Origin of the sequence: Rhodobacter sp. SGA-6-6 (assembly GCF_011043545.1) — a bacterium.
In the GTDB taxonomy this organism is placed as follows: domain Bacteria; phylum Pseudomonadota; class Alphaproteobacteria; order Rhodobacterales; family Rhodobacteraceae; genus Pseudogemmobacter.
This window is the reverse complement of sequence record NZ_JAAKGP010000001.1, coordinates 159,861-182,825: the sequence shown is the minus strand read 5'-3', so window position 1 is coordinate 182,825 and position 22,965 is coordinate 159,861. Positions and strand designations below refer to the sequence as shown.

The following is a 22,965-nucleotide window of genomic DNA, read 5'->3' as shown; positions in this document are numbered from 1 at the left end:
GTCAGGCGCTGGCGGTCAGGTCGGACCAGCCGCAGCGGGCGGCCAGGACCTCCACCGGGGTGCCGGTGTCCAGCGCCATGCCCTCGCGGAACTCCTTCGAGCCGCGGGCCTTCCAGGTGTCGCGGATCAGGTGCAGGCCCGAGCGGCTGATCTTGGTGATCGGGCTGCGCAGCGGCAGCGCCTGCCGCCACTTCCGCTGCATCGCCCGGTAGGCGGCGGCGAAATCGGGGCCGAGCGCCTCGTGGAAGCGGTCGTTGTGGATGCAGGGCAGCGCCCCGGCCCAGGCCCGCAACCCGCGGGCGCGGGCCTGGGCCACGATGTCGGTGCCGTAGAAATGCCAGCCGCCCAGGGCGTCGTCGAAGCGCAGGCCGGAGGCGCGGCGCAGCACGATCAGCAATTCGTCGTAGCTCTGCACCTTCACCGGCGCCAGCGGCACCCGGCCGACGATCTGGCCGAGGGAGGAGGACCAGACCGGCCCGATATGGGCGGCATCCAGCCCCACGCCGAAGCTGCCGTAAAGCGCCCAGTCCGGGTCCTGCGCCTCGACCTCGGCCAGCCTTGCCTGCAGCAGCCGGTCCCAGCCCTGCGGCAGGTAGACGTCGTGATGGGCGAAGACCACCACCTCGGCCCCGGTCGCGTCCAGCGCGCGGTTGTAGGCTGCGGCGGCCGAGGGGGCATCGCGTTCGACATGAAGGGGCATCGCCGCAAGGCAGGGCGAGCGGGCGAGGTTGGCCTGCAGGATCGCCTCGGAATGGCTGGCGCAGGCAAGGGCGAAGCGGCTCATGGCCGGCCACCGGAGGCGAAGAGGGCGGCCAGCTTCTCGGCCTCGGCGGTGATGTCGTGGCGGGCCAGCACGGTGTCGCGGGCCAGCGCCCCCATCGCGGCCAGCCGGTCCGGCGGGGTGGCGGCGAAGGCGCGGATCGCCTCGGCCAGCGCCTGCGGATCGCCCGCCGGCACCAGCCAGCCGGTGTCGCGGCTTACCAGCTCCGGCACGCCCATGATGGCGCTGGCGATCACCGGGCGGGCGGCGGCGAAAGCCTCCATCACCACCATCGGCAGGCCCTCGGCGAAGGAGGGCAGCACCAGCGCATGGGCCTGCGCCAGCCGGTCGCGCACCGCGGCCTCGTCCAGCCAGCCGGTCAGGGTGATACGCTCTTCCAGCCCGGCGCTGGCGATCTGGCGTTCCAGCAGCGGCCGGAACGGACCCTCGCCGATCAGCGTCAGGTGCAGGCCGGGCAGATCGGCGGCGACCAGCGCCATCGCCTCGACCAGCAGGGGAAAGCCCTTCTGCTCGGCCAGTCGGCCGATGGCGACCAGCCGCGGCGGGCCTTCGGGCAGCGCCGCGGGGGCGGGGAAGCGCCAGGGCTCGATGCCGCAATGCACCACATGCAGTTTCTGCCAGTGCCGCACATCGGCCCACCGGCACAGCTGGCTGCGCCCGAAGAAGGAGATCGCCACCGCGAAATCCGCCCGCGCCACCTTTTCCCCCAGCGAATGGGCGCGGGGGGCGTCGAATTCCTCGGGCCCGTGTGTGGTGAACGAGAAGCGCAGCCCGCCGATCTCGGCCGCCAGCATGGCGACGGTGGCGGAATTGGTGCCGAAATGGGCATGGACATGCGGCAGCCGCAGCTCGTGGCAGCGGGCGGCGAGCCAGGCGCCCTCCAGCCAGTAGGCCAGGTGCCGCAGCCGGCCGCCGGTGCCGGGCGCCCCGCCCGCGCCCCGCGCGCCGCAGGCCAGCGCCAGCCGCAGCGCCCGGACGGCGGCGCGGGGGCGGCGGGCAGCGAAGGGGATCGCCCGGCGCAGGATCGGCCAGAGCCCGTGTTCCAGGATATGCTCGGTCCGCCCGTCCTCGGCGATGTCGGCCTGGTCCACCAGCTGCGCCCGGGCCGAGCGCAGGGCGAAGCGGTGGATCTGCCAGTCCATCCGCTCAAGCGCCTGCACCTCGCGGCGGATGAAGCTGTGCGAGGGCTGCGGATAGGTGTTGACGAGATAGGCGAGCTTCACGGCGGGCGGGGCCTCTGGCAGGGGGCCGAGGCAGCATCGGGGCGGCCGCGCCCGGATGCAAGGGGAGAGGCGGGCCGCGGCCGAAACGCGGTCGGAGTGATGCAGCGCGGTCATGGCCGCTGCCTTGACCGGCGCCGCGGCATGGCCTTAGGGTCCGCCGCGGCGGACGGGGCGGATGCGATGCGGGAACAGGGATCGGGCCTGACGGGCCGCGCGCTGCGGGGATCGGCGCTGACGGCGGGGTCCTATGTGATCGCGCAGGGGCTGCGGCTGGCCTCCAACCTGATCCTGACGCGGCTGCTGTTCCCCGAGGCCTTCGGGCTGATGGCGCTGGTCTCGGTGGTGCTGGTCGGGTTGCAGATGTTCTCCGACACCGGCATCGGCCCGGCGATCAGCCGCAGCCCGCGCGGCGACGAGCCGGCCTTCCTGGACACCGCCTGGACGGTGAACGTCGGCCGCGGGGTGCTGCTCTGGCTGCTGACCTGCGCCCTGGCCTGGCCGCTGGCGGCGGTCTGGGAAGCGCCGGAACTGCGGCAGCTTCTGCCGGTGGCGGGGCTGACGCTGCTGGTCGCCGGCTTCAACCCGACCCGGATCGACACCGCGAACCGGCACCTGATGCTGGGGCGGCTGACGGCGCTGGACCTGCTGGCGCAGGTGATCGGCATCGCCGCCATGGTGGCGCTGGCGGCGGTCTGGCCCTCGGTCTGGGCGCTGGTGATCGGCGCGGTGATCGGATCGGCGGCGAAGCTGGCGCTGTGCTGGATCGGGCTGCCGGGGCAGGCCAACCGCTTCCGCTGGGAGGCTATGGCGGCGCGGGAGCTGATCCATTTCGGCAAGTGGATCTTCCTGTCGACGCTCTGCGGCTTCCTGCTGGCGCAGGGCGACAAGGCGATCCTCGGCGGCTACCTGAGCCTGGAGGCTCTGGGCGTCTACAACATCGGCTATTTCCTCGCCTCTTTCCCGGCGCTGCTGGCCGGGGCGGTGGTGGCGCGGGTGATGATCCCGCTCTACCGCGCCCGGGCCGAGGGCCGGGGCGGGGCGCGGCTGAACCGGGCGCGGTGGGCGCTGACGGCCGGGGTGCTGCTGGCGCTGGCGGCGCTGGCCTTCGCCGGAGGGCCGCTGGTGCGGCTCTTGTATGACGACCGCTATCTGGCCGCGGGGGCGATCGTGACGGCGGTGGCGCTGGTGCAGATGCCGGGGATCGTGGGGATGACCTACGACCAGTCGGCGCTGGCGGCGGGCGACGGCCGCGGCTATTTCGCGCTGATCGCCGCCCGCGCGGCGGTGCAGACGCTGGCCTTCCTTGCCGGGGCGCATTGGGCGGGCCTCGGCGGCGCGCTCTTGGGGCAGGGGCTGGCCGGTGTGGCGACCCTGCCGCTGATCGCCCGGCTGGCCCGCCGCCACGGCGTCTGGGACATGCGGCACGATCTGTCGATGGGCGCGCTGGCGCTGGCGCTGGCCGCCGGAGTGGTCGCGGCGAACCATCAGGCGCTGGCCGGACTGTTTCCGCCGTGACCGCGGGCCGCCGTGCAGACACCCGAACCCCGGGCGCAGGCAACCGCCTTCCGCCACCGCAAGCGGCGCCTCTAGGATCGGCGGCGATCCTGCGCTATGTCCTTGCAGCGATTGATCCGTTGACCCCGTGAGTGACATGCGCATCGAAGACACCCCCCTGCCCGGCGTGCTGATCCTGACCCCCCGCCGCTTCGGCGATGCGCGGGGCTGGTTCATGGAAACCTTCAGCGCGTCCAGGATGGCCGAGGCGGGGCTCGCGCTGGACTGGGTGCAGGACAACCACTCCTTCAGCGCGCAGAAGGGCACCCTGCGCGGGTTGCACTACCAGTCCCCGCCGCGGGCGCAGGACAAGCTGGTGCGCTGTTCGCGCGGGGCGATCCTCGACGTCGCGGTGGATTTCCGCGACGGCTCGCCGACCTTCGGCAAATGGGTAGGGATAGAGCTGACGGCAGAGAACGGCCGGCAGCTTCTGGTGCCGAAGGGCTTCCTGCACGGCTTCGTGACGCTGACCGACGGCACCGAGGTGCAATACAAGTGCAGCGACGTCTACGCGCCGGACTGCGATGGCGCGGTGCGGTGGGACGACCCGCAGATCGGCATCGACTGGGGCGTCTCGGCGCCGGTGCTGTCCGACAAGGATGCGAAGGCGCCGCTGCTGGCCGACGCTCCGCGGCCCTTCCGCTGGGAGGGCGGCAAATGAAGCTTCTGGTGACCGGGGGCGCGGGGTTCATCGGCTCGGCCGTGGTGCGGCTGGCGGTGGCGCGCGGGCATGAGGTGGTGAACCTGGATGCCATGACCTATGCCGCCTGCGAGGCCAATGTCGCGCCGGTGGCGCAGTCCAACCTCTATTCCTTCGAGAAGGCCGACATCCGCGACCGCGCCGCGCTGGACCGCATCTTCGCCACCCACCGCCCCGATGCGGTGATGCACCTGGCGGCGGAGAGCCATGTCGACCGCTCCATCGACGGGCCGGGCGATTTCATCCTGACCAACGTCAACGGCACCTACAACATGCTGGAGGCCGCGCGGACCTTCTGGGCCGGCGCGGGCCGGCCCGCGGGCTTCCGCTTCCACCACATCTCCACCGACGAGGTGTTCGGCAGCCTCGGCGCCGAGGGCCAGTTCACCGAGGAGACGCCCTACGACCCGCGCAGCCCCTATTCGGCGTCCAAGGCGGCCAGCGACCATCTGGTCCGGGCCTGGCACGAGACCTACGGCCTGCCGGTGCTGCTGACCAACTGCTCGAACAACTACGGCCCCTATCACTTCCCGGAAAAGCTGATCCCGGTGGTGATCCTGAACGCCCTGCACGGCCGGCCGATCCCGGTCTACGGCAAGGGCGAAAACGTGCGCGACTGGCTGTATGTCGAGGATCACGCCGACGCCCTGCTTCTGGTGGTGGAGAAGGGCGCGGTCGGCCGCAGCTACAACATCGGCGGCGAGAACGAGCGCCGCAACATCGACCTCGTGCGCACCATCTGCGCACTGCTGGACGAGATGAAGCCGAAGGCCGGTTCCTACGCCGACCAGATCGCCTTCGTCGCCGACCGCCCGGGCCACGACGCCCGCTACGCCATCGACCCTTCCCGCATCCGCGAGGAACTGGGCTGGCGGCCCTCGGTGACGGTGGAGGAGGGCCTGCGCCGCACCGTGCGCTGGTATCTGGACAACGAGGACTGGTGGCGCCCGCTGCTGGCGCGGCAGGGGGTGGGCGAAAGGCTGGGCACGGCCAACAGCGGCGCCTGATGGACAGCCTGTTCTTCATCGCCTCGAAGACGCTGGGCATGGCGGCGCGGGCGGAGACCTGGATCGTACTCCTGCTGGCGCTGGCGTTGCTGGCCGGGGCGGCGGGGCGCATCCGGGCGATGCGGCGGCTGGTCGCCGTGGTCTTCGTGGCGCTGCTGGCGCTGACGGTGTTTCCCCTGGGCACGCCGATCCTTGGCGCGCTTGAAGGGCAGTATCCCGCCAACCCGGACCTGCCCGCCCATGTCGACGGCATCATCGTCCTCGGCGGCGCCGAGGACACCGGCTCCTTCGCCCGCTGGGGCATCCCCGGGCTGAACGAGGGCGGCGAGCGGATGACGGCGGGGGTGGAACTGGCGCGCCGCTACCCGGAGGCGAAGCTGATCTTCACCGGCGGGGCGGCGAGCCTGGTCTACAGCGATGCCTCGCAGACGCCGTCAAGGATGACCCGGGCGCTGTGGCTGTCGCTGGGCGTGCCCGAAGCGCAGATCCTGCTGGAGGACCGTTCGCGCAACACCTCGGAAAACGCGATCTTCACCCGGGAGATGATCGCCCCGCAGGAGGGGCAGGTCTGGATCCTGGTGACGTCCGCCTTCCACATGCCGCGGTCGGTGGAGACCTTCCGCCGCAACGGCTGGACCGGGCTGATCCCCTATCCGGTCGACTTCCGCTCGGGCGGGCAGACCTTCCGGGCGGAATGGCGGCTGGACGACCATCTGCAGGACGTGGACGTGGCGCTGAAGGAATACCTGGGCCTGCTGGCCTATCGCATGGCGGGGAAATGAGATGAGGCTTCTGGTCTTCGGGCGCACGGGGCAGGTGGCGACGGAACTGGCGCGGCGGCTGCCGGAGGGCGCGACGGCGCGGTTCCTCGGGCGCGAGGAGGCGGATCTCATGGACCCGGCTGCCTGCGCGGCCCGGGTGGGGGACTGCGACGCGGTGATCAACGCCGCCGCCTGGACTGCGGTGGACAAGGCCGAGGCCGAGGAGGCCGCGGCGACGGTGGTCAACGGCGATGCCCCTGCCGCCATGGCGCGGGCCTGCGCGGCGCAGGGGGTGCCCTTCCTGCATGTCTCGACCGACTATGTCTTCGACGGTTCGGGCGACCGGCCCTTCCGGCCGGAGGACCCGACCGGGCCGCTCGGCGCCTATGGCCGGTCGAAGCTGGCGGGGGAGGTCGGCCTGCGCGACAGCGGCGCGCGGCACCTGATCCTGCGGACCAGCTGGGTCGTCTCGGCCCATGGTGCGAATTTCGTCAAGACCATGCTGCGGCTGGGGCGCGAGCGCGAGACGCTGAACGTGGTGGCAGACCAGATCGGCGGGCCGACCCCCGCCGCCGCCATCGCCGATGCGCTGCTGACAGCGGCCAGCGCCCTGCTGCAGGGCGCCCCCGGCGGCACCCATCATTTCTCGGGCGCGCCCGACACCAGCTGGGCGGATTTCGCGCGGGAGATCATGGCCCGCGCCGGCCTGGCCTGCGCCATCACCGACATTCCGACCAGCGCCTACCCGACCCCCGCCCGCCGCCCGGCCAATTCCCGGCTGGATTGCAGCGCCCTGGAGCGGGACTTCGGCATCCGCCGCCCCGACTGGCGGGCGGGCCTCGACGACATTCTGCGGGAGTTGAACGCATGACCGAACGCAAGGGCATCATCCTGGCCGGAGGCTCCGGCACGCGGCTTTACCCGATCACCATGGGGGTGTCGAAGCAGCTGCTGCCGGTGCACGACAAGCCGATGGTCTACTACCCGCTGTCGGTGCTGATGCTGGGCGGCATCCGCGAGATCGCCATGATCACCACGCCCGAAGACCAGGCGCAATTCCAGCGCCTCCTGGGCGACGGCAGCCAGTGGGGCCTGTCGCTGACCTGGATCGTGCAGCCCAATCCCGAGGGGCTGGCGCAGGCCTATCTGCTGGCCGAGGACTTCCTGGACGGCGCGCCTTCGGCCATGGTCCTGGGCGACAACATCTTCTTCGGCCACGGCCTGCCCGGGATGCTGGCCGCCGCCGATGCGCAGGGCGAGGGCGGCACGGTCTTCGGCTACCATGTCGCCGATCCCGAACGCTACGGCGTGGTGGATTTCGACGACGAGGGCCGGGTCCGCGCCATCGTCGAGAAACCCGAGGTGCCGCCGTCGCATTTCGCGGTGACCGGGCTCTACTACCTCGACCAGCGCGCGCCGCGGCTGGCGCGGCAGATCCGGCCCTCGCCCCGCGGCGAGCTGGAGATCACCGACCTGCTGGAGCTTTACCGCGCCGAGGGCAGCCTGTCGGTCGAGCGCATGGGCCGCGGTTTCGCCTGGCTGGACACCGGCACCCATGGCAGTCTGCTGGACGCCGGCAATTTCGTCCGCACCCTGCAGGAGCGGCAGGGACTTCAGGTCGGCTGCCCCGACGAGATCGCCTTCACCCAGGGCTGGATCGACCGCGACCAGCTGGCCGCCCGCGCCCGGATGTTCCAGAAGAACGCCTATGGGCAATATCTTGCCGGGCTTCTGAAGGAGCAGGCGGAGGGCCGCGGATAAACCGTCCTTTGTTTCCGGAAAATTAACTTTTGCGGTGCGATGCTGAAGAAGGCGCTGGAAAAGGTGCCAGTTCGCGCACAATATCCCAGTCATATCAACCCTGAGGCGTTTTTCCGGGAGGATCGTCCTTCGTGCTGCCAGGTGTCGTTTTCTCCGCGGTGACGGGCGGATCGCTGGGCCTGCTGGCCTCGGTCCTTTCGGGCCATCCGCCGGTGGTGACGCTGCTGTCCTACAGCCTGGCGGGATGCTGCGGCGTGCTGGCCTTCCTCTGCCAGGCGCTCTCGGCCGGGCAAAGGGCGCGGCGGGCCTGATTGTTTCGGGGCTGGAAACGGCCCTGAGGGCCGTGGTCCCGGCGAAGGGTCCTGTCTCGCGGACCTCGCCGCCGGCGATGCCCGGCGAATCATCCGGACAACCTGAAAGCGGGGCACTGGCGACCGATCTCCCTTCGGTTGAGTGTGTTTCGCAACGTCAAACATTGTGACGAAAATCGGGCAACAAATTACGGAAAACGTGGCGTTAATGTGGCGGGGCCCTGGTTTGCCCCATGGTCAAGCCCGGCGCGCAACGGATAAAATGGGCCTTGGGGGCGTTCTATCCGAGTGCATGTCATGTGCTGCCAAGAGCGCAAGAAGATTGAAAAGTTTCGACCGGCCATCGCCGGCCGGGGCGACCGGCTGGCCGCCAGGCTGCCGCTATTGTGCGCGGGGCGCTGACAATGACCATCAGCTTTCCCGAGTTCCAGGCCGGGCCCGCCCTGCCGCCCGCGCTGCCCATGGCCGTGACGGAGCCGCAGGCCGTCGCGCCGGGCAAGGCGCTGCGCATCGCGCCGCCCCGCCGCGGGATCTACCGCAGCTGCTGCAAGCGACTGCTCGACATCGCCGCCATCCTCGCCGCGGCGCCGGTGGTGGTGCCGATGGTCGCCGCGATGGCGGTGCTGGTGGCGCGCGACGGCGGCCGGCCGTTCTACAGCCAGGTCCGCGTCGGCCGGGGCGGCAAGCCCTTCCGCATGTGGAAGCTGCGCAGCATGGTCAACGACGCCGACGAGCGGATGGAGGCCTATCTGGCCGAGAACCCGGCTGCCCGCGCCGAATGGGACAGCACCCAGAAGCTGCGAAACGACCCGCGGGTCACCCCCTTCGGGCAGTTCCTGCGCAAGTCCTCGCTGGATGAGCTGCCCCAGCTGTGGAACGTGCTGAAGGGCGACATGAGCCTGGTCGGACCGCGGCCGATGATGCTGAACCAGCAGGCGCTCTATCCGGGCGAGGCCTATTACCGGCTGCGCCCCGGCGTCACCGGCTACTGGCAGACCGCCGGCCGCAACAAGACCACCTTCGAGGCCCGGGCCGAATTCGACACCGCCTATGAGGCGGAGGTCGGGCTGATGACCGACCTGCGCATCCTGGCCCGCACCGTGGGCGTGGTGCTGAAGGGCACCGGCTGCTGACATTCCGCTGTCGATGGAAAAGGCTCGCCCCCGGCGGGCCTTTGCTTGTCCGGGGGTCAGGCCAGCGCGGCGACCACCACCACCAGCCCCGTCAGCGCCGAACAGACCAGCACCGCCCGCGGCAGTGCCAGCACCTTCTGCCGCATCTCTCCCAGGCGCGGACCGCCGCCGCGGCGTTTCCGCCCCGGCAGGTCCAACTCCGGGATCGCCACGATCGGGCGCAGGCCCAGCTGGCGCTCCATCTGCGCCGAGGTGCGGACCACCGGCTTCATCAGGTCCAGCAGGAAGGCCAGCGCCAGCCCGGCCAGCAGGCTGGCCATGCTGCCCGCCATGAACAGCTTCTTGCCGCCCGATCCGACCGGATGCTCCGGCGTCACCGCCCGGTCCAGCAGCGCGAAACGCTCGCCCTGCTGCCGCTCGGCCAGCTTGGCGGCGGTCTCGGCCTCGGTCAGCCGGGCGGTCACCACGCCGAGGCTGTCGTTCAGCTGGTCCAGCTGGCGCTGGTAGCCGGCCAGCGCGCGTTCCACCTCGGGCTGACCGGCCAGCGCCGCGGCCAGTTCCGACCGGCGCGCGGCCAGCGCCGCCTTCTGTTCCGTCAGCACGGCGATCTGCGCGTCCAGATCCTGCAGGCGCCGCTGCTCGGTCGCCCGCAGAGTGCCCTTGGCGGACAGCTGGCGCTGTTCTTCCATCAGCGCGACGAGGTCCTGGTCCAGCCGCCGCAGGTCGGCCTCGACCGAGACCAGCTCGTCCCGCCGCGCCTCGGCCATGCCGGACAGGTCGTGGGCGTTCTTGTAGTCGGCCACCTCGGCCTCCACCGCGGCGATCTCGGCCGACAGCCGTCGCTCCTCCTCCTGGTAGAAGGCCAGGGTGTCGCGGGCCTGCTCCAGCTTGCCCGTGGAGGACATGTCCAGCACCCCTTGCGCGAAATCGTTCGCCACCCGGGCGGCCAGCCCGGCATCGCCGTCGCTGGCGCGGATGATGATCGCCGACAGCTGCACCGGCCCGCCATAGGGGTTGTTCCCCGCCGCCGCGATGCCCTCGAAGCCGATGTTGCGGCGCAGCAGCGCGGCGCGCTCGTCGTCGGACAGCGCCGGCAGGTCGGCGTAGAGCCCGTGGCGATCGATCACCGCCAGCAGGTTCTCGCGCGTGGTCAACCGCTGCTCGATGGATTGCAGCAGCTGGGCCGAGCCGGGGCCGGCCTGCTCGGACACCTGCGCGCCCTGCACCTCGATCACCGCGAAGGCTTCGTAGCTGTCGGGCCGGGTCTTGGCATAGATCGCCGAGACCGCCGCGCCGAGCACCGCCACGGCGAGGATCAGCCAGAACCGCCGGCGCAGGAAGCCGATCAGGTCTTCGAGGGTCTGGATCTGGCCCATGGATCAGCCCCTCTGCCCATAGGCGTAACGTTCCATCGCCCGGTCCTGCGCCCGGTTCAGCACCGTGCCCAGAAGCGGCAGCCGCCCTTCCAGCAGCCTTTCGCAGGCGCGCACGTCCTCGGGCGCGGTGACGGTGCCGTCCACCACCAGCAGCACCGCATCCACCTCCTCGGCCAGCGACAGCACGTCATCGGAGCCGAGCGCGGGCGGGGTGTCGATCAGCACCACATCGGGCTGCAACAGGTCGCGCAGCGCCGCCATCGCCGTGGGAACCTCCGGGTCCTGCAACAGCTCCGAGGCCCGCTCCACCGGCGCGCCGTTCAGCCCCAGGGCCAGGTTGCGGCCGATGCGGCGGAAATGGCTTTCCAGCGGCTGCTCGCCCATCAGGAACTCGATCATCGGCGGCGCGTCGGCCACGCCGAACAGCGATGCCAGCTGCGGGTCGCGCAGCTCCAGGTCCATCAGCACCGTGCGGCAGGAGGGCAGGCGGGCCAGCGACAGCGCCAGGTTGGCCGCGACGAAGGACTTGCCGCAGCCATGGGTGGGCGAGGTGACGGCGATCCGGGTCCAGCCCTGCTTGGCCAGCGTCTGCAACACCCGGGTGCGCAGCATGTCGAAGATGCGCGTCACCGGGTTCTGTGTCGCATCCGCGAACAGACCGTTTCGCGCCCAGAGGTTGGGCTGGGCCGGTGTTTCGGTGATCGATTCCCAGACCCGCGCCGGGTTGAACGGGGCCAGCGCCACCGGCGGCAGGAAGATCTCGCGCCCGGTGCGCTGGTCCAGCGTCACGCTGTCGGCGGCGACGGGCTGGCCGGGGCGGAACACCGGCACATGCGCCGGGCGGGCGCCGGAGCCGGGCTTGCGGCGGTTGCCTGCATCTTCGCTGGACATCAGGATATGCCCTTCATAGGCCCCCGGATCCGGTTTCGGACCCCATATGTAGTGTCTGACCATGCGCCAGAGGGCCTTTGCTGCAGGGGCCGTCCCCCTTGGGTCCGCCGCCGGTTTCACTTCCCCGCCTTGCGGCGGCACGACACCGGACTTCCCCTCGGGCCAAGCCCGGCCCTGCCTGCGCAGGTCCGGTCAACCCCTGTCCGGGCCCCCGCCCAGATAGCGGGGAGATAGCAGATCGGCGATGGAAAAGGAAGCCCGGCCCAAGGTTTGGCGGCGGTTCGGCCGCGGTTTCCCCGGCGCCGGGAAAGGTGGAATTCCGACGCCCGCCGCCCTATGGTCTGGGGCATGAGCAGCCCCGCCCCCGCCCCGCCCGAAGTCGACGCCGTGGTGATCGGCCGCAACGAGGGCGCGCGGCTGGTGGCCTGCCTCGCCTCCTTGCGGGGGCAGGTGCGGCGGGTGGTCTATGTCGATTCCGGCTCCACCGACGGCTCGGTCGAGGCCGCGCAAGCGGCGGGGGCCGAGGTGGTGGCGCTGGACATGACCCGCCCCTTCACCGCGGCGCGGGCGCGCAACGCCGGGCTGGCGCGGCTGGAGGGCGGCGGCTTCGTGCAGCTGCTCGACGGCGATTGCGAGCTGCGGCCGGGCTGGATCGCCGCCGCGCTGCGGGCCTTCGCCGACCATCCCCGGGCGGTGGTGGTCTGCGGCCGGCGGCGGGAGCGGCATCCCGAGGTGTCTGTCTGGAACCGGCTCTGCGACCGGGAATGGGACACGCCGGTCGGGCAGGCGGCGGCCTGCGGCGGCGATGCGCTGATGCGGCTGCCGGCCTTGCGGGCCGCCGGCGGCTACCGCGAGGACCTGATCGCCGGCGAGGAGCCGGAGCTGTGCCTGCGCCTGCGCGGGGCGGGCGGCGAGGTCTGGCGGATCGACGCGGAGATGACCCTGCACGACGCCGGGATGACCCGTTTCCCGCAATGGTGGAGGCGCAGCCGGCGGGCCGGCCATGCCTTCGCCGAGGGCGCCGCCTTGCACGGCGCGGGGCCGGAGCGGCATTGGGTCGCCGAGACCCGCCGCGCCCTGCTCTGGGGCTTCGGCGTGCCTCTGGCGGCGGTGGCGGCGGGGTTGGTCCACCCGGCGGGTGGACTGATCCTGCTGACCTGGCCCTTGCAGATGATGCGGCTGGCCTGGCGCTGGCGGGGCGAGGGCAGGGCGGGGGCGGAGGCCGCGGTCTTCACCGTGCTCGGCAAGCTGCCCGAGGCTTTGGGGGTGTTGGACTACTGCGCGAACCGCCTGCGTGGTCGGCGGCGGGGGCTGATCGAATACAAATAGGCCGGTCAGGCCGGGTCCCGCGAGGAGCGGCGCAGCCGGGCGGCCAGCGCCTGCACCGCCTGTCCCGGCAGGATCGCGGCGCAGGCGGCATAGCGCGGCACCATCCGCCGCGGCGCCGACAGCGCCCGCCACAGCCACTCCATGGCGATGGCCCGCACCCAAGCCGGCGCACGGGTCTGGGTGCCGGCCACGAAATCCACCCCCGCGCCCACCGAGGCGAAGCCGACCGCATGCGCCAACCGCCGCCCCAAGGCCGCCAGCCGCTCCTGCTTCGGGGCGCCGAGGGCGATCAGGCAGAGGCCCGGACCCAGGGTCTCCAGCCGCGCCAGCATGTCCTGCGCCGCCTCGCCCTCCGGGTCGAAGCCCATCGGCGGGGCGATCAGCAGCCCGCGGCGCAGGCCGGGCACCTCTGCCTGCAACCGCGCCATCGCCGCCTCCAGCGCGGCCTCGGTCGATCCCAGCAGCGACAGCGGCCGCCCGGCCGCCGCCGCCGCCCGCACCAGCGGCAGCACCAGGTCGGACCCGGGCACCAGCCGCACCGGCCGCCCGGCCAGCCGCGACAGCCAGACGATCGGGTTGCCGTCCGCCACCACCAGGTCCTGCGCCGCATAGGCCGCCCGGAAGGCCGGATCGCGCCGCAGCTTCACCAGATGGTCGAGGTTGACCGTCGCCAGCGCGAAGCCCCGCCCGGCGGCCAGCCGCGCCGCCACCTCGGCCAGCACCGAGGGCGCGTCGGGATGGGTGATGCGGATGGTCGTGGTCTGGAACCTGAACTGCACGCGGGCCTCCTTCGGCCGCGCTATAGCAGCTTTCCCCGGCCGGGGCGACGCTGCGCGCCCGGCAACAGAGTGTTTCCAACCCCGCCGCCGCCCGCGTGGCCTGCCCGGCCGTTCCGTGCTATCACCCGGCCCGATCCTTTCCCCGGACGGACCGCAAAGCCCGTGGCGCAGCCGAACATCATAGCCTATGCGATGCTGCTGGCCTGGCCCTTCGTGGCCTGGCAGCTCTACCGCCGGCTGGATCCGGCGCGGGCGCTGATCTGGACCATCCTCGCCGGCTATCTGATCCTGCCGCCGGCCACCAAGTTCGATTTCCCGGTGGTGCCGGATTTCGACAAGGACAGCCTGCCCGTGCTGCTGGCCCTGGCCTTGTCGATCTTCCTGCTGCGCGACCGCATAGGCTTCCTGCCCGCAGGCCGGCTGGGCAAGGCGCTGATCCTGATGTTCGTCCTCTCGCCCTTCGTCACCGTTCTGGCCAACGCCGACCCGATTCCGGTCCGGCAGGGGCAGGACATCCCCGGGATGCGGGTCTACGACAGCGTGGCGGCGGTGGCGAACCATGTGATCTATGCCTTGCCGCTGTTCCTCGGCCGCCGCTACCTGGCCACGCCGCAGGCCGCCCGGGCGCTGCTGGCGGCGCTGGTGGCGGCGGGGCTGGCCTATTCGCTGCCGATGCTGGTGGAAAGCCGGCTCTCGCCGCAGATGAACGTCTGGGTCTACGGCTTCTTCCAGCACGATTTCTTCCAGACCATAAGGCAGGGCGGCTATCGTCCGGTGGTCTTCCTGCCGCACGGGCTCTGGGTCGCCATGTTCACCCTGATCTGCCTGGCCGCCTCGGCCGTCTTCCTGCGGATGGGCCCGGCCGAGGCGCGGCCGAAGCAACTGGCGGTGTTCCTTTACCTGCTTCTGATGCTGGTGGTCTGCAAGTCGGCCGGGGTGTTGGTCTACGCCTTTGCCATGCTGCCGCTGATCCTTTTCGCGCCGCGCCGCTGGCAGGTGCTGGCGGCGGCGCTGGTCGCCGTGGTGGTGATGACCTATCCGCTGCTGCGCGGCGCGCATCTGGTGCCGCTGGACGCCATTCTCGACCAGGCCCGCAGTCTGTCGCCGGACCGGGCTTGGTCGCTGCAGTTCCGCATCGAGAACGAAGAGATCCTGCTGGCCCGCGCCGGCGAGCGGCCCTGGTTCGGTTGGGGCGGCTATGCCCGCAACTTCGTCCACGACCCGGTCACCGGCGAGATGACCAACATAGCCGACGGCGCCTGGGTGATCCAGATCGGCACCTACGGCTGGCTGGGCTACCTGGCCGAGTTCGGGCTTCTCTGCCTGCCGCTCTGGCTCCTTGGCCGCGAGGCACTGGTCCAACGCTCCACGGCCTTCCCGCCCGAGGTGGCGGGGCTGGCGCTGATCTTCGCCTTCAACATGCTGGACCTGCTGCCGAACGGCACTTTGGTCCCGCTCAGCTGGCTGATCGCCGGGGCGCTCCTCGGCCATGCCGAGGCGCTGCGGGCGGCCCGCAAGGCGGCCCGGCCGAAGGCGCCGCCGGTGCAGGCGGTGATCCGATGCTAGGGCGGATCGACATTCGTTTCGGCTGGCTTGGCGAAGGCGCATGCCTTCGCCATAGCGCAACGGTTCCCCTTGTCCGGCCGGGCCTCCAAGGCCCGGCCAGCGCCCGCCCCGCCCTCGGCGGGCGCTTCTCGCCCGCCGGGTCGGGCGCTGGCCTCCCGGGGTTGAGAACTGACAGGTCTCCGGTTGATGCGATGCGCACGGGCGGGGGCGAGGCAGTGCCTCGCCTGATCCCGCCCGCCGCGCCGGCGGAGAGGGGGCTCCCGTGAACCCCCCCCTGAAGGTCGACCTCGGCGTCTTCGCCCATGACGAGGCCGGAGGCATCGCCGCCATGGTCGCGGGCCTGCGGGCGCAGGAGCTGCCGCCCGGGGTGGACCTGCGCCTGCTGGTGCTGGCGAACGGCTGCACCGACGACACCGCCGCCCGCGCCCGCGCCGCCGGGGCCGAGGTCGTGGACTTGCCCGAGGGCGGCAAGAGCCGGACCTGGAACCGCTTCACCCATGACCTGTCGCGCCCCGAGGCCGACCTGCTGGTCTTCGCCGATGCCGACATCTCCCTGCCGGAGAAGGATGCGCTGGCCCGCCTGATCGCCGGCCTCGCCGCCCGTCCCGGCCTCTGGGTGCTGAACAGCCAGCCGGTCAAGGACACCGCGCTCCGCGGGCCGCGCACCTTGGTGGAAAGGTTGGCGCTGAAGGCCTCGGGCGGCCTCGACGATTGGAAGACCGCGATCTGCGGCCAGCTCTACGCCATGCCCGCCGCCCGGGCGCGGCGGTTCCGGCTGCCCATCGGCCTGCCGGTCGAGGACGGCTTCCTGCGGGCGATGGTGCTGACCGACGGCCTGACCGGCCCCGAGGACCTGACCCGCATCGACGGGGCGGAGGGTGTCCGCCACGTCTACGCCTCGGAAACCACCCTGCGCGGCCTGATCCGCCATCAGGAGCGGATCGTCATCGGCTCCGCCATCAATGCCGTCCTCTTCGCCCATCTCCGCGCCGCGCCCGACCCGGCGGCGGAGACCGCAAGGCTGGCGACAGATCCCGCCGCCCTGCCGCAGGTGCTGCGTGCCGGCCTGCCGCGGCTGCCCCATGGCTATGTCCCGTTCCATTTCCTTTTCAAGCGCTTGTCCCGGGCCCGGCTGTCCCGTCTTCCGGTTGCGCTTATGGGCTTCGGCTTCGACGCGATTGTTTACCTCAGGGCGCAAATCCGCATGGCCCGCGGCACCGGCGCCGGGTTCTGGTAGCGCCGCCCGCCACTTTCCGGCGGCGATCCGGGCAGCTTTGTGGCAATTCCGTGGCATTGTCCAAGACTGCGACATGATCCCCGGAACGGGGCGCCGCGGGTATCGCCGCGGGGGGTTCTGGGGTAGAGTCCGGGGGCTGTCCGGGCAGGGGCTGGCGCGGCCGTGCCAGCCTTCCCATATCCCGGCGGGCCGCAAGGACGTGTGATGACTGTGAAGACGGATTTCCCCGGCGTGGCCGAGACCGACATCGCCATTGTCGGCATGGCCGCGCATCTGCCCGGCGCCGCCGACATCGGCGCCTATTGGCGGAACCTCTCGGCGGGGGTGGAATCCATCCGCGTGCTGTCGGAGGAGGAGCTGCTGGCCGCCGGCGAAAGCCCCGCCCGCCTGCGCCGCCCGAACTACGTCCCCGCCGCCGCCGTGCTGGACGGCTTCAAGGACTTCGACGCCGAGTTCTTCGGGTTTTCCCCGAAGGAGGCCGCCATCCTCGACCCCCAGCACCGCCAGTTCCTGGAAGTGGCCTGGGAGGCGCTGGAGAACGCCGGCCACCCGCCCGAACATTTCCCCGGCGCCATCGGCGTCTATGCCGGCTGCGGCATGGGGTCGTATTTCTACTTCAACCTCTGCTCGAACCGCGATCTGGTCGACCAGACCGGCATGTTCCTGCTGCGCCATACCGGCAACGACAAGGATTTCCTCGCCACCCGCGTCAGCCATATTTTCGACCTGCGCGGGCCGTCGGTGAACGTCCAGACCGCATGTTCCACCTCCTTGGTGGCGGTCCACTATGCCGCGCAGGCGCTGCTCTCGGGCGAATGCGACATGGCGCTGGCCGGCGGCGTGACCATCGAGCTGCCCCATGCCCGCGGCTATCTCTACACCGAGGGCGAGATCCTCTCGCCCGACGGCCATTGCCATGCCTTCGACCACCGGGCGGAAGGAACGGTCTTCGGCTCCGGCGCCGGCTGCGTGGTGCTGCGGCGGGCGAAGGACGCCATCCGCGACGGCGACCATATCTGGGCGATCCTGAAGGGCTCCGCCGTCAACAACGACGGCGCGGCGAAGGCCGGGTATCTGGCGCCTTCGGTCGACGGGCAGGCCGCCTGCATCGCCGAGGCGCAGATGATCGCCGGGGTCTCGGCGGATACGGTGAGCTACGTCGAATGCCACGGCACCGGCACCTATCTCGGCGACCCGATCGAGGTCGCCGCGCTGGCGCAGGCGTTCCGGGAGACCTCTGACAGCGTGGGGACCTGCCGCATCGGCTCGGTCAAAACCAACATCGGCCATCTGGACACCGCCGCCGGGGTGGCCAGCCTGATCAAGGTGGCGCTGTCGCTGCACCACCGGCAACTGCCGCCGTCGCTGGGCTACGAGGCCCCCAACCCCGCCATCGACTTCGAGACCTCGCCCTTCCGCGTCAACGATCGCCTGACCGACTGGCAGGCTCCCATCCTGCGGGCCGGCGTCAACTCGCTGGGCGTCGGCGGCACCAATGCCCATGCGGTGCTGGAGGAGGCGCCGCCGAGGCCGGCGTCCGAGGACAGCGACTGGCCCTTCCAGCCGCTGGTCCTGTCCGCCCGCACGAAGACCGCACTGGATGCGCAGGCACAACGCCTCGCCGCCCATCTGCGCGCCCATCCCGAACAGCCGCTGGCCGATGTGGCCTGGACCCTGAAGGAAGGCCGCCGCGCCTTCGACAGGCGCCGGGTGCTGGTCGCCTCGACCCACGAGGAAGCCGCTGCCCTGCTGGAGGGCGCCGACCCCCGCCGCGTCTTCAGCCACGACCGGCTGGACGCGCCCGAGATGGTCTTCATGTTCCCCGGCGGCGGCGCGCAATTCGCCGGCATGGCCCGCGACCTCTACGAGACCGAGCCTGTCTTCGCCGACTGGATGGACCGCGGGCTTTCGATCCTGCAACCGCAGCTCGACTACGACCTCCGCGCGCTCTGGCTGCCGGAACCGGGGGCTGAAGCCGCCGCGAACGAGGCGCTGAAACGCCCCTCGGTCCAGCTGCCGCTGATCATGATCACCGAATACGCGCTGGCGAAGCTGTATGAAAGCTGGGGTGTCACCCCTGCCGCCCTTGTCGGGCACAGCATGGGCGAGAACACCGCCGCCGCGCTAGCGGGCGTGATGTCCTTCGAGGATTGCATCGGCCTGGTCCTCCTCCGTGGGCGGCTGTTCGACACCATCCCCCCCGGCGGGATGCTCTCGGTGCCGCTGGACGAGGCGGAACTGCGCCCCCGGCTGACCGGCGATCTCGACATGGCCTCGGTCAATGCCCCCGGCCTCTGCGTCGTCTCCGGCCCCGATGCCGCGCTGCAATCGCTTGCGGCCGCGCTTGCCGCCGAAGGCATCGAGACCCAACGCATCGCCATCGACATCGCCGCGCATTCCCGGATGCTGGAGCCGATCCTGGAACCCTTCGGCGACTACCTCCGCCGCATCCGCCTGAACCCGCCGACGATTCCCATTATCTCCAACCGGACCGGCCAGCCGCTGACCGCCGAGGAAGCGACCGACCCGGACTACTGGGTCCGCCACCTGCGCAACACCGTCGATTTCCGCGCCTGCATCGGGACGCTGGCCGCCACCCCGGCCCGCGTCTACATGGAGATGGGCCCGGGCCGGGCGCTGTCCTCGCTGGCGCAGGCCAACGGCATCGCCTCCGGCCAGGTCGTCCCGGCGCTTCGCCACCCCGAGCAGCGGATGGCCGACGACGCCTGGCACATCGCCTCCATCGCCCGGCTCTGGGCCTGCGGCGTGCCGGTGGACTGGACGCCGGTCTGGGGCGGCAAGCGCCGGCTGCGGGTGCCGCTGCCGGGCTATGCCTTCCAGAAGAAGCCCTATTTCATCGAACCCGGCCAACCCGCGGCGGAAGAGCCCGAGGCGCTGCCCGCCCGCCTGCCGGACATCGCGCAATGGGGCTGGCGCCCGCATTGGCGGCCCGTGCCTGCGGCGGAAATCGAGGACCTGGCCGAGTTGCCGCCGCAGACATGGCTGCTCTTCGCCGACGACACCGGCCTCGCCGCCGCCACGGCCGGGCGCCTGCGGGCCGCCGGCCACCGCGTCGTCACCGTCCGCGCCGGGGATACCTTCGCCCGCGACGACCGCGGCAATTACATCCTGTCGCCGGAACGCGGCCGCGAGGGCTATGATCTCCTGATCCGCGACTTGGGGCAACGTGGCCTCACCCCCGACCGCATCGCCCATTTCTGGCTGGTGACGAAGGGAGAGACCTTCCGCCCCGGCTCCAGCTTCCTGCACCGCAACATCGAGCAGGGCTTCTACAGCCTGATGTTCCTGGCCCAGGCCATCGCCGACGAGGGGCTGCCCGGCCCGATCCGGCTGACCGCCCTGACCACCGGCGCCGTGCAGGTGAAGGCGGAAGCCTTGCCCTACCCGGAAAAGGCAATGATCCTCGGCCCCGCCCGGGTGATCCCGCGCGAGGTGCAGGGGCTCTCCGTCGGCACACTGGACCTCGGCCCGCTGCCGAAGGACCCCGTGCCGCTGGTGGACCGGGTGCTGGAGGAGCTGATCGGAGAGCCGACCCTTGCCGCCCTGCGCGGGGAACGCCGCTACGAACTGGGGCTGAAGCCCTCGCCGCTGCCGGAGGAGGAACTGTCCTTCCCGCAAGGCGCCCATGTCCTGATCACCGGCGGCTTCGGCGGCATCGGCCTGACGCTGGCCGAGGACCTGATCCGCCGCCATGGTGTGAAGATCACCCTGATCGCCCGCCGCCCGCTGCCCGACCGCGCGCTCTGGCCGCGGCTGCTGGCCGGCCACGACCCGGCCGACCCGGTGGCCCGCCGCATCCTCGCCCTGCAACGGCTGGAGGCGCTTGGCGGCGAGGTTTTCGTGGCGCAGGCCGATGTGGCGAATGTGGTGGAAATGCAGGCCGCCCGCGACGAGGGGGTGAAACGCTTCGGCCCGGTCCATGCGGTGATCCATGCCGCCGGGGTGGTCGACGACGGCCCCCTCATGGCCAAGACCCCGGCCGAGGTCGAAGAGGTCTTCGCGCCGAAGTTGCACGGCACGCAGGTGCTGGACCGGCTGTTCCCGGACGGCTCGCTGGCGCTGATGGTGCTGTTCTCTTCCACCTCCACCGTCACCGGCCCGGCGGGGCAGATCGACTATGTGGCAGCGAACGAATACCTCAACGCCTTCGCCAAGTCGCGCGTGGGCGGCAAGACCCGGGTGGTGGCGCTGGACTGGGGCATCTGGCAGGGCGTCGGCATGGCGGCCGAAAGCCTGGCCGACCGGCTGGGCCGGCCCGAGGCGCCGCGCCTGCCGATCCGTCGCCCGATGCTGGACGAGGCCGGTTTCGACGGGCAAGGGAACCGCATCTTCACCGCGACCTACGCCATGGACCGCTGGGTGCTGGACGGCCACCGCACCGCCGAAGGCACCGCGCTGATCCCCGGCACCGGCTACCTGGAGATCGCCGCCGAAGCCTGGGCGGCGCAGGGCGAGACGGGCGGGTTCGAGTTGCGCGACCTGACTTTCTTCCGGGCGCTGGACATCGGCGAGACCGAGGCCCGTGAAATCCGCGCCCGCCTGACCCGCAGCGACGAGGGCTATGCGCTGGACATCCACTCCGCGGTGACAGTGCAGGGCCGCAAGGGCTGGCTGCACCACGCCTCGGCCCGGCTGCTGCCGCTGTCCGAGACCGCGGCGAGGATCGACCCGCAGTCCATCGCCGCCCGCCTGCCCGCACCGGAGACCGGCGAAGGACTCCCGAGCCCGCAGGAGGCGCATCTGCACTTCGGCCCGCGCTGGCGGGTGCTGGCCTCGCGCGCGACCGGCGCCGCCGAGGGCCTCGCCCGCCTGCGCCTGCCCGCCGCCTTCGCGGGGGAGCCAGAGCAGGGCTGGCTGATGCACCCGGCGCTGATGGATCTGGCGACCGGCTGGGCGATGGAGCTGATCGCCGGCTACCGGCCCGACCGGCTCTGGGTCCCGGTCTCCTACGCCCGGCTGCGCGCCTTCCGCCCGCTGCCGGCCGAGATCGTCAGCCATGTCCGCAACGCTGCCGCCAACGCGGCGGACCGTCCCACTGCCAGCTTCGACATCACCCTTGCCACCCCGGAAGGCGAAGTCTGCGTCGAGATCGAGGGCTTCACGATCCACCGCCTCGACGGCGCGCTCAGCTTCCCGCCGCCGGACCCGCGGGCGCTGGAGATGGACGCCACCGCCAAGCCGCTCTCCCCCGCGGAAGAACGGCTGATCCACGCCTTCACCCAGGGCATCCGCCCCGAGGAAGGCCCCCGCGCCTTCGCCCGGGTGCTGGCGATGAATGCCCCGCAGGTCATCGTCTCCTCGCTCGACCTGCCGGCGCTGATCCGCCAGACCGCCGCCGCCGAGGCCCCGCGCCCCGAGGGCCAGGGGTTCGACCGCCCCGACCTCGACACCGAATATGTCGAGCCGCGCAATGACATTGAGAAGCGGCTGGTCGGTTTCTGGCAGGACCTGCTCGGCGTGGCCCGCGTCGGTATCGAGGACAGCTTCTTCGATCTCGGCGGCCATTCCCTGATCGCCGTGCGCCTGTTCGCCATGGTGAAGAAGGCCTTCCGGGTGGATTTCCCGATCTCGGTCCTGTTCGAGGCGCCGACCATAGCCGCCTGCGCGAAGCTGATCGCCGAACAGGTCGGCACCCCCGACGAGGCGCCGCAAGGCCCCGAGGAGGCGAAGCCCCGCGCCCCGCAGCGCCGCTTCACCCATCTGGTGCCGATGCACCGCGGCGAGGGCGGGCCGAGGACGCCGTTCTTCCTGGTCGCCGGCATGTTCGGCAACGTGCTGAACCTGCGCCACCTGGCCCAGTTGCTCGGCGGCGACCGGCCGTTCTACGGGTTGCAGGCCCGCGGCCTGCTGGGCGACGATGCCCCGCATGACGACTTCACCGAAGCCGCAAGCGACTACATTGCCGAGATGCGGCAGGTGCAGCCGCAGGGGCCATACCTGCTGGGCGGCTTCTCTGGCGGCGGGCTGATCGCCTGGGAGATCGCCCGGCAGTTGGAGGTCGCCGGGGAAGAGGTGCCGCTTCTGGTGCTGCTGGACACGCCGGTCCCGCTGCGGCCGGTGCTGACCCGCACCGACAGGGCGCTGATCAAGCTGGCGGAACTGCGGGCCAAGGGCCCACGCTACCTGCTGGACTGGGCCCGCGCCCGGGCGGAATGGAAGCGCCGGCAACGCCAGCTGCAGGCCGCCCCGCAGGAGGCCGCCTTCCACGATGCCGCCATCGAGGCTGCCTTCCGCGCCGCCCTGCCGCGCTATGCCATGCCGCAGCGCGAGGGCGCGACGGTGCTGTTCCGCCCGCCGCTGGACCGGCGCTGGCAGGTCTCTGGCGGCAGATGGGTGTCCTCGGCCAAGGAATATGTCCTGCCCGACAACGACCTGACCCGCTTCGCCCCCGCCCTGCGGGTGGAGGAAGTTCCCGGCGACCACGACTCGATGGTGCTGGAGCCGAACGTCCGCGTGCTGGCCGCCCGGATGCGGCAGGTGATCGAGGCGGCCGAGGCGGCCCCCGCGCCGCTGGCCCAGGCGGCGGAGTAGCGCC

Annotated in this window: 17 protein-coding genes; 12 read left to right on the top strand and 5 right to left on the bottom strand. The window is 71.5% G+C overall.

The window, feature by feature from the left end; translation table 11 throughout:
- Position 1: 1 nt before the first annotated feature.
- Both G5B31_RS00810 and G5B31_RS00805 read right to left on the bottom strand, forming a co-directional pair.
- Positions 2 to 784, bottom strand: a complete 783-nt coding sequence (locus G5B31_RS00810; protein ID WP_165012838.1) for a hypothetical protein — start codon at positions 782 to 784, stop codon at positions 2 to 4.
- Positions 781 to 2,004: a glycosyltransferase family 4 protein gene (locus tag G5B31_RS00805; protein ID WP_165012837.1), complete on the bottom strand. Its 1,224-nt coding sequence runs from the start codon at positions 2,002 to 2,004 to the stop codon at positions 781 to 783. The genes G5B31_RS00810 and G5B31_RS00805 overlap by 4 nt, the downstream gene beginning before the upstream one ends.
- Positions 2,005 to 2,145: 141 nt before the next feature.
- Between G5B31_RS00805 and G5B31_RS00800 the strand changes: the two genes are divergently transcribed.
- The 8 genes from G5B31_RS00800 to G5B31_RS00765 all read left to right on the top strand — a co-directional run bounded on the left by G5B31_RS00800 (position 2,146) and on the right by G5B31_RS00765 (position 9,231).
- A complete protein-coding gene (locus G5B31_RS00800) occupies positions 2,146 to 3,519 on the top strand; it encodes an oligosaccharide flippase family protein (protein ID WP_240904224.1) in 1,374 nt (457 codons plus the stop codon).
- 136 nt (positions 3,520 to 3,655) lie between these two features.
- On the top strand, positions 3,656 to 4,219 hold the full coding sequence (gene rfbC / locus G5B31_RS00795) for a dTDP-4-dehydrorhamnose 3,5-epimerase (RefSeq protein WP_165012836.1): 564 nt from the start codon (positions 3,656 to 3,658) through the stop codon (positions 4,217 to 4,219).
- On the top strand, positions 4,216 to 5,265 hold the full coding sequence (gene rfbB, locus G5B31_RS00790; RefSeq protein ID WP_165012835.1) for a dTDP-glucose 4,6-dehydratase: 1,050 nt from the start codon (positions 4,216 to 4,218) through the stop codon (positions 5,263 to 5,265). Before rfbC ends, rfbB begins: the two co-directional genes overlap by 4 nt.
- Positions 5,265 to 6,047 (top strand): YdcF family protein, encoded by a 783-nt coding sequence (locus G5B31_RS00785; protein ID WP_165012834.1) that lies wholly within the window; start codon positions 5,265 to 5,267, stop codon positions 6,045 to 6,047. The genes rfbB and G5B31_RS00785 overlap by 1 nt, the downstream gene beginning before the upstream one ends.
- Position 6,048: 1 nt before the next feature.
- Complete coding sequence (rfbD, locus tag G5B31_RS00780) at positions 6,049 to 6,897, top strand: dTDP-4-dehydrorhamnose reductase (protein ID WP_165012833.1); 849 nt, start codon at positions 6,049 to 6,051, stop codon at positions 6,895 to 6,897.
- The gene (gene rfbA / locus G5B31_RS00775) at positions 6,894 to 7,787 is read left to right on the top strand and encodes a glucose-1-phosphate thymidylyltransferase RfbA (protein WP_165012831.1); all 894 of its coding nucleotides are present in this window, start codon (positions 6,894 to 6,896) and stop codon (positions 7,785 to 7,787) included. The genes rfbD and rfbA overlap by 4 nt, the downstream gene beginning before the upstream one ends.
- A gap of 131 nt (positions 7,788 to 7,918) precedes the next feature.
- Positions 7,919 to 8,098 carry a hypothetical protein gene (locus G5B31_RS00770; protein WP_165012829.1) on the top strand — a complete coding sequence of 60 codons (180 nt, stop codon included), beginning with the start codon at positions 7,919 to 7,921 and terminating at the stop codon, positions 8,096 to 8,098.
- 404 nt (positions 8,099 to 8,502) lie between these two features.
- A complete protein-coding gene (locus tag G5B31_RS00765; RefSeq protein ID WP_240904223.1) occupies positions 8,503 to 9,231 on the top strand; it encodes a sugar transferase in 729 nt (242 codons plus the stop codon).
- Positions 9,232 to 9,287: 56 nt separating this feature from the next.
- On the opposite strand, the gene G5B31_RS00760 is transcribed toward G5B31_RS00765, so the two are convergent.
- Entirely contained in the window at positions 9,288 to 10,607 is a 1,320-nt protein-coding gene (locus G5B31_RS00760; protein ID WP_165012827.1) for a Wzz/FepE/Etk N-terminal domain-containing protein, read from the bottom strand.
- A gap of 3 nt (positions 10,608 to 10,610) precedes the next feature.
- Positions 10,611 to 11,498 carry a CpsD/CapB family tyrosine-protein kinase gene (locus G5B31_RS00755; RefSeq protein ID WP_165012825.1) on the bottom strand — a complete coding sequence of 296 codons (888 nt, stop codon included), beginning with the start codon at positions 11,496 to 11,498 and terminating at the stop codon, positions 10,611 to 10,613.
- A gap of 348 nt (positions 11,499 to 11,846) precedes the next feature.
- Here G5B31_RS00755 and G5B31_RS00750 point away from each other — a divergent pair, with 348 nt between their 5' ends.
- Positions 11,847 to 12,827: a glycosyltransferase family 2 protein gene (locus G5B31_RS00750; RefSeq protein ID WP_165012823.1), complete on the top strand. Its 981-nt coding sequence runs from the start codon at positions 11,847 to 11,849 to the stop codon at positions 12,825 to 12,827.
- Between the two features lie 5 nt (positions 12,828 to 12,832).
- On the opposite strand, the gene G5B31_RS00745 is transcribed toward G5B31_RS00750, so the two are convergent.
- Entirely contained in the window at positions 12,833 to 13,606 is a 774-nt protein-coding gene (locus G5B31_RS00745; protein WP_165012821.1) for a WecB/TagA/CpsF family glycosyltransferase, read from the bottom strand.
- 162 nt (positions 13,607 to 13,768) lie between these two features.
- Between G5B31_RS00745 and G5B31_RS00740 the strand changes: the two genes are divergently transcribed.
- The 3 genes from G5B31_RS00740 to G5B31_RS00730 all read left to right on the top strand — a co-directional run bounded on the left by G5B31_RS00740 (position 13,769) and on the right by G5B31_RS00730 (position 22,961).
- Complete coding sequence (locus G5B31_RS00740) at positions 13,769 to 15,172, top strand: hypothetical protein (RefSeq protein WP_165012819.1); 1,404 nt, start codon at positions 13,769 to 13,771, stop codon at positions 15,170 to 15,172.
- A gap of 262 nt (positions 15,173 to 15,434) precedes the next feature.
- Complete coding sequence (locus G5B31_RS00735) at positions 15,435 to 16,409, top strand: glycosyl transferase group 2 family protein (RefSeq protein WP_165012816.1); 975 nt, start codon at positions 15,435 to 15,437, stop codon at positions 16,407 to 16,409.
- A 204-nt stretch (positions 16,410 to 16,613) separates the two neighbouring features.
- On the top strand, positions 16,614 to 22,961 hold the full coding sequence (locus G5B31_RS00730; protein WP_165012815.1) for a type I polyketide synthase: 6,348 nt from the start codon (positions 16,614 to 16,616) through the stop codon (positions 22,959 to 22,961).
- Positions 22,962 to 22,965 lie beyond the last annotated feature (4 nt).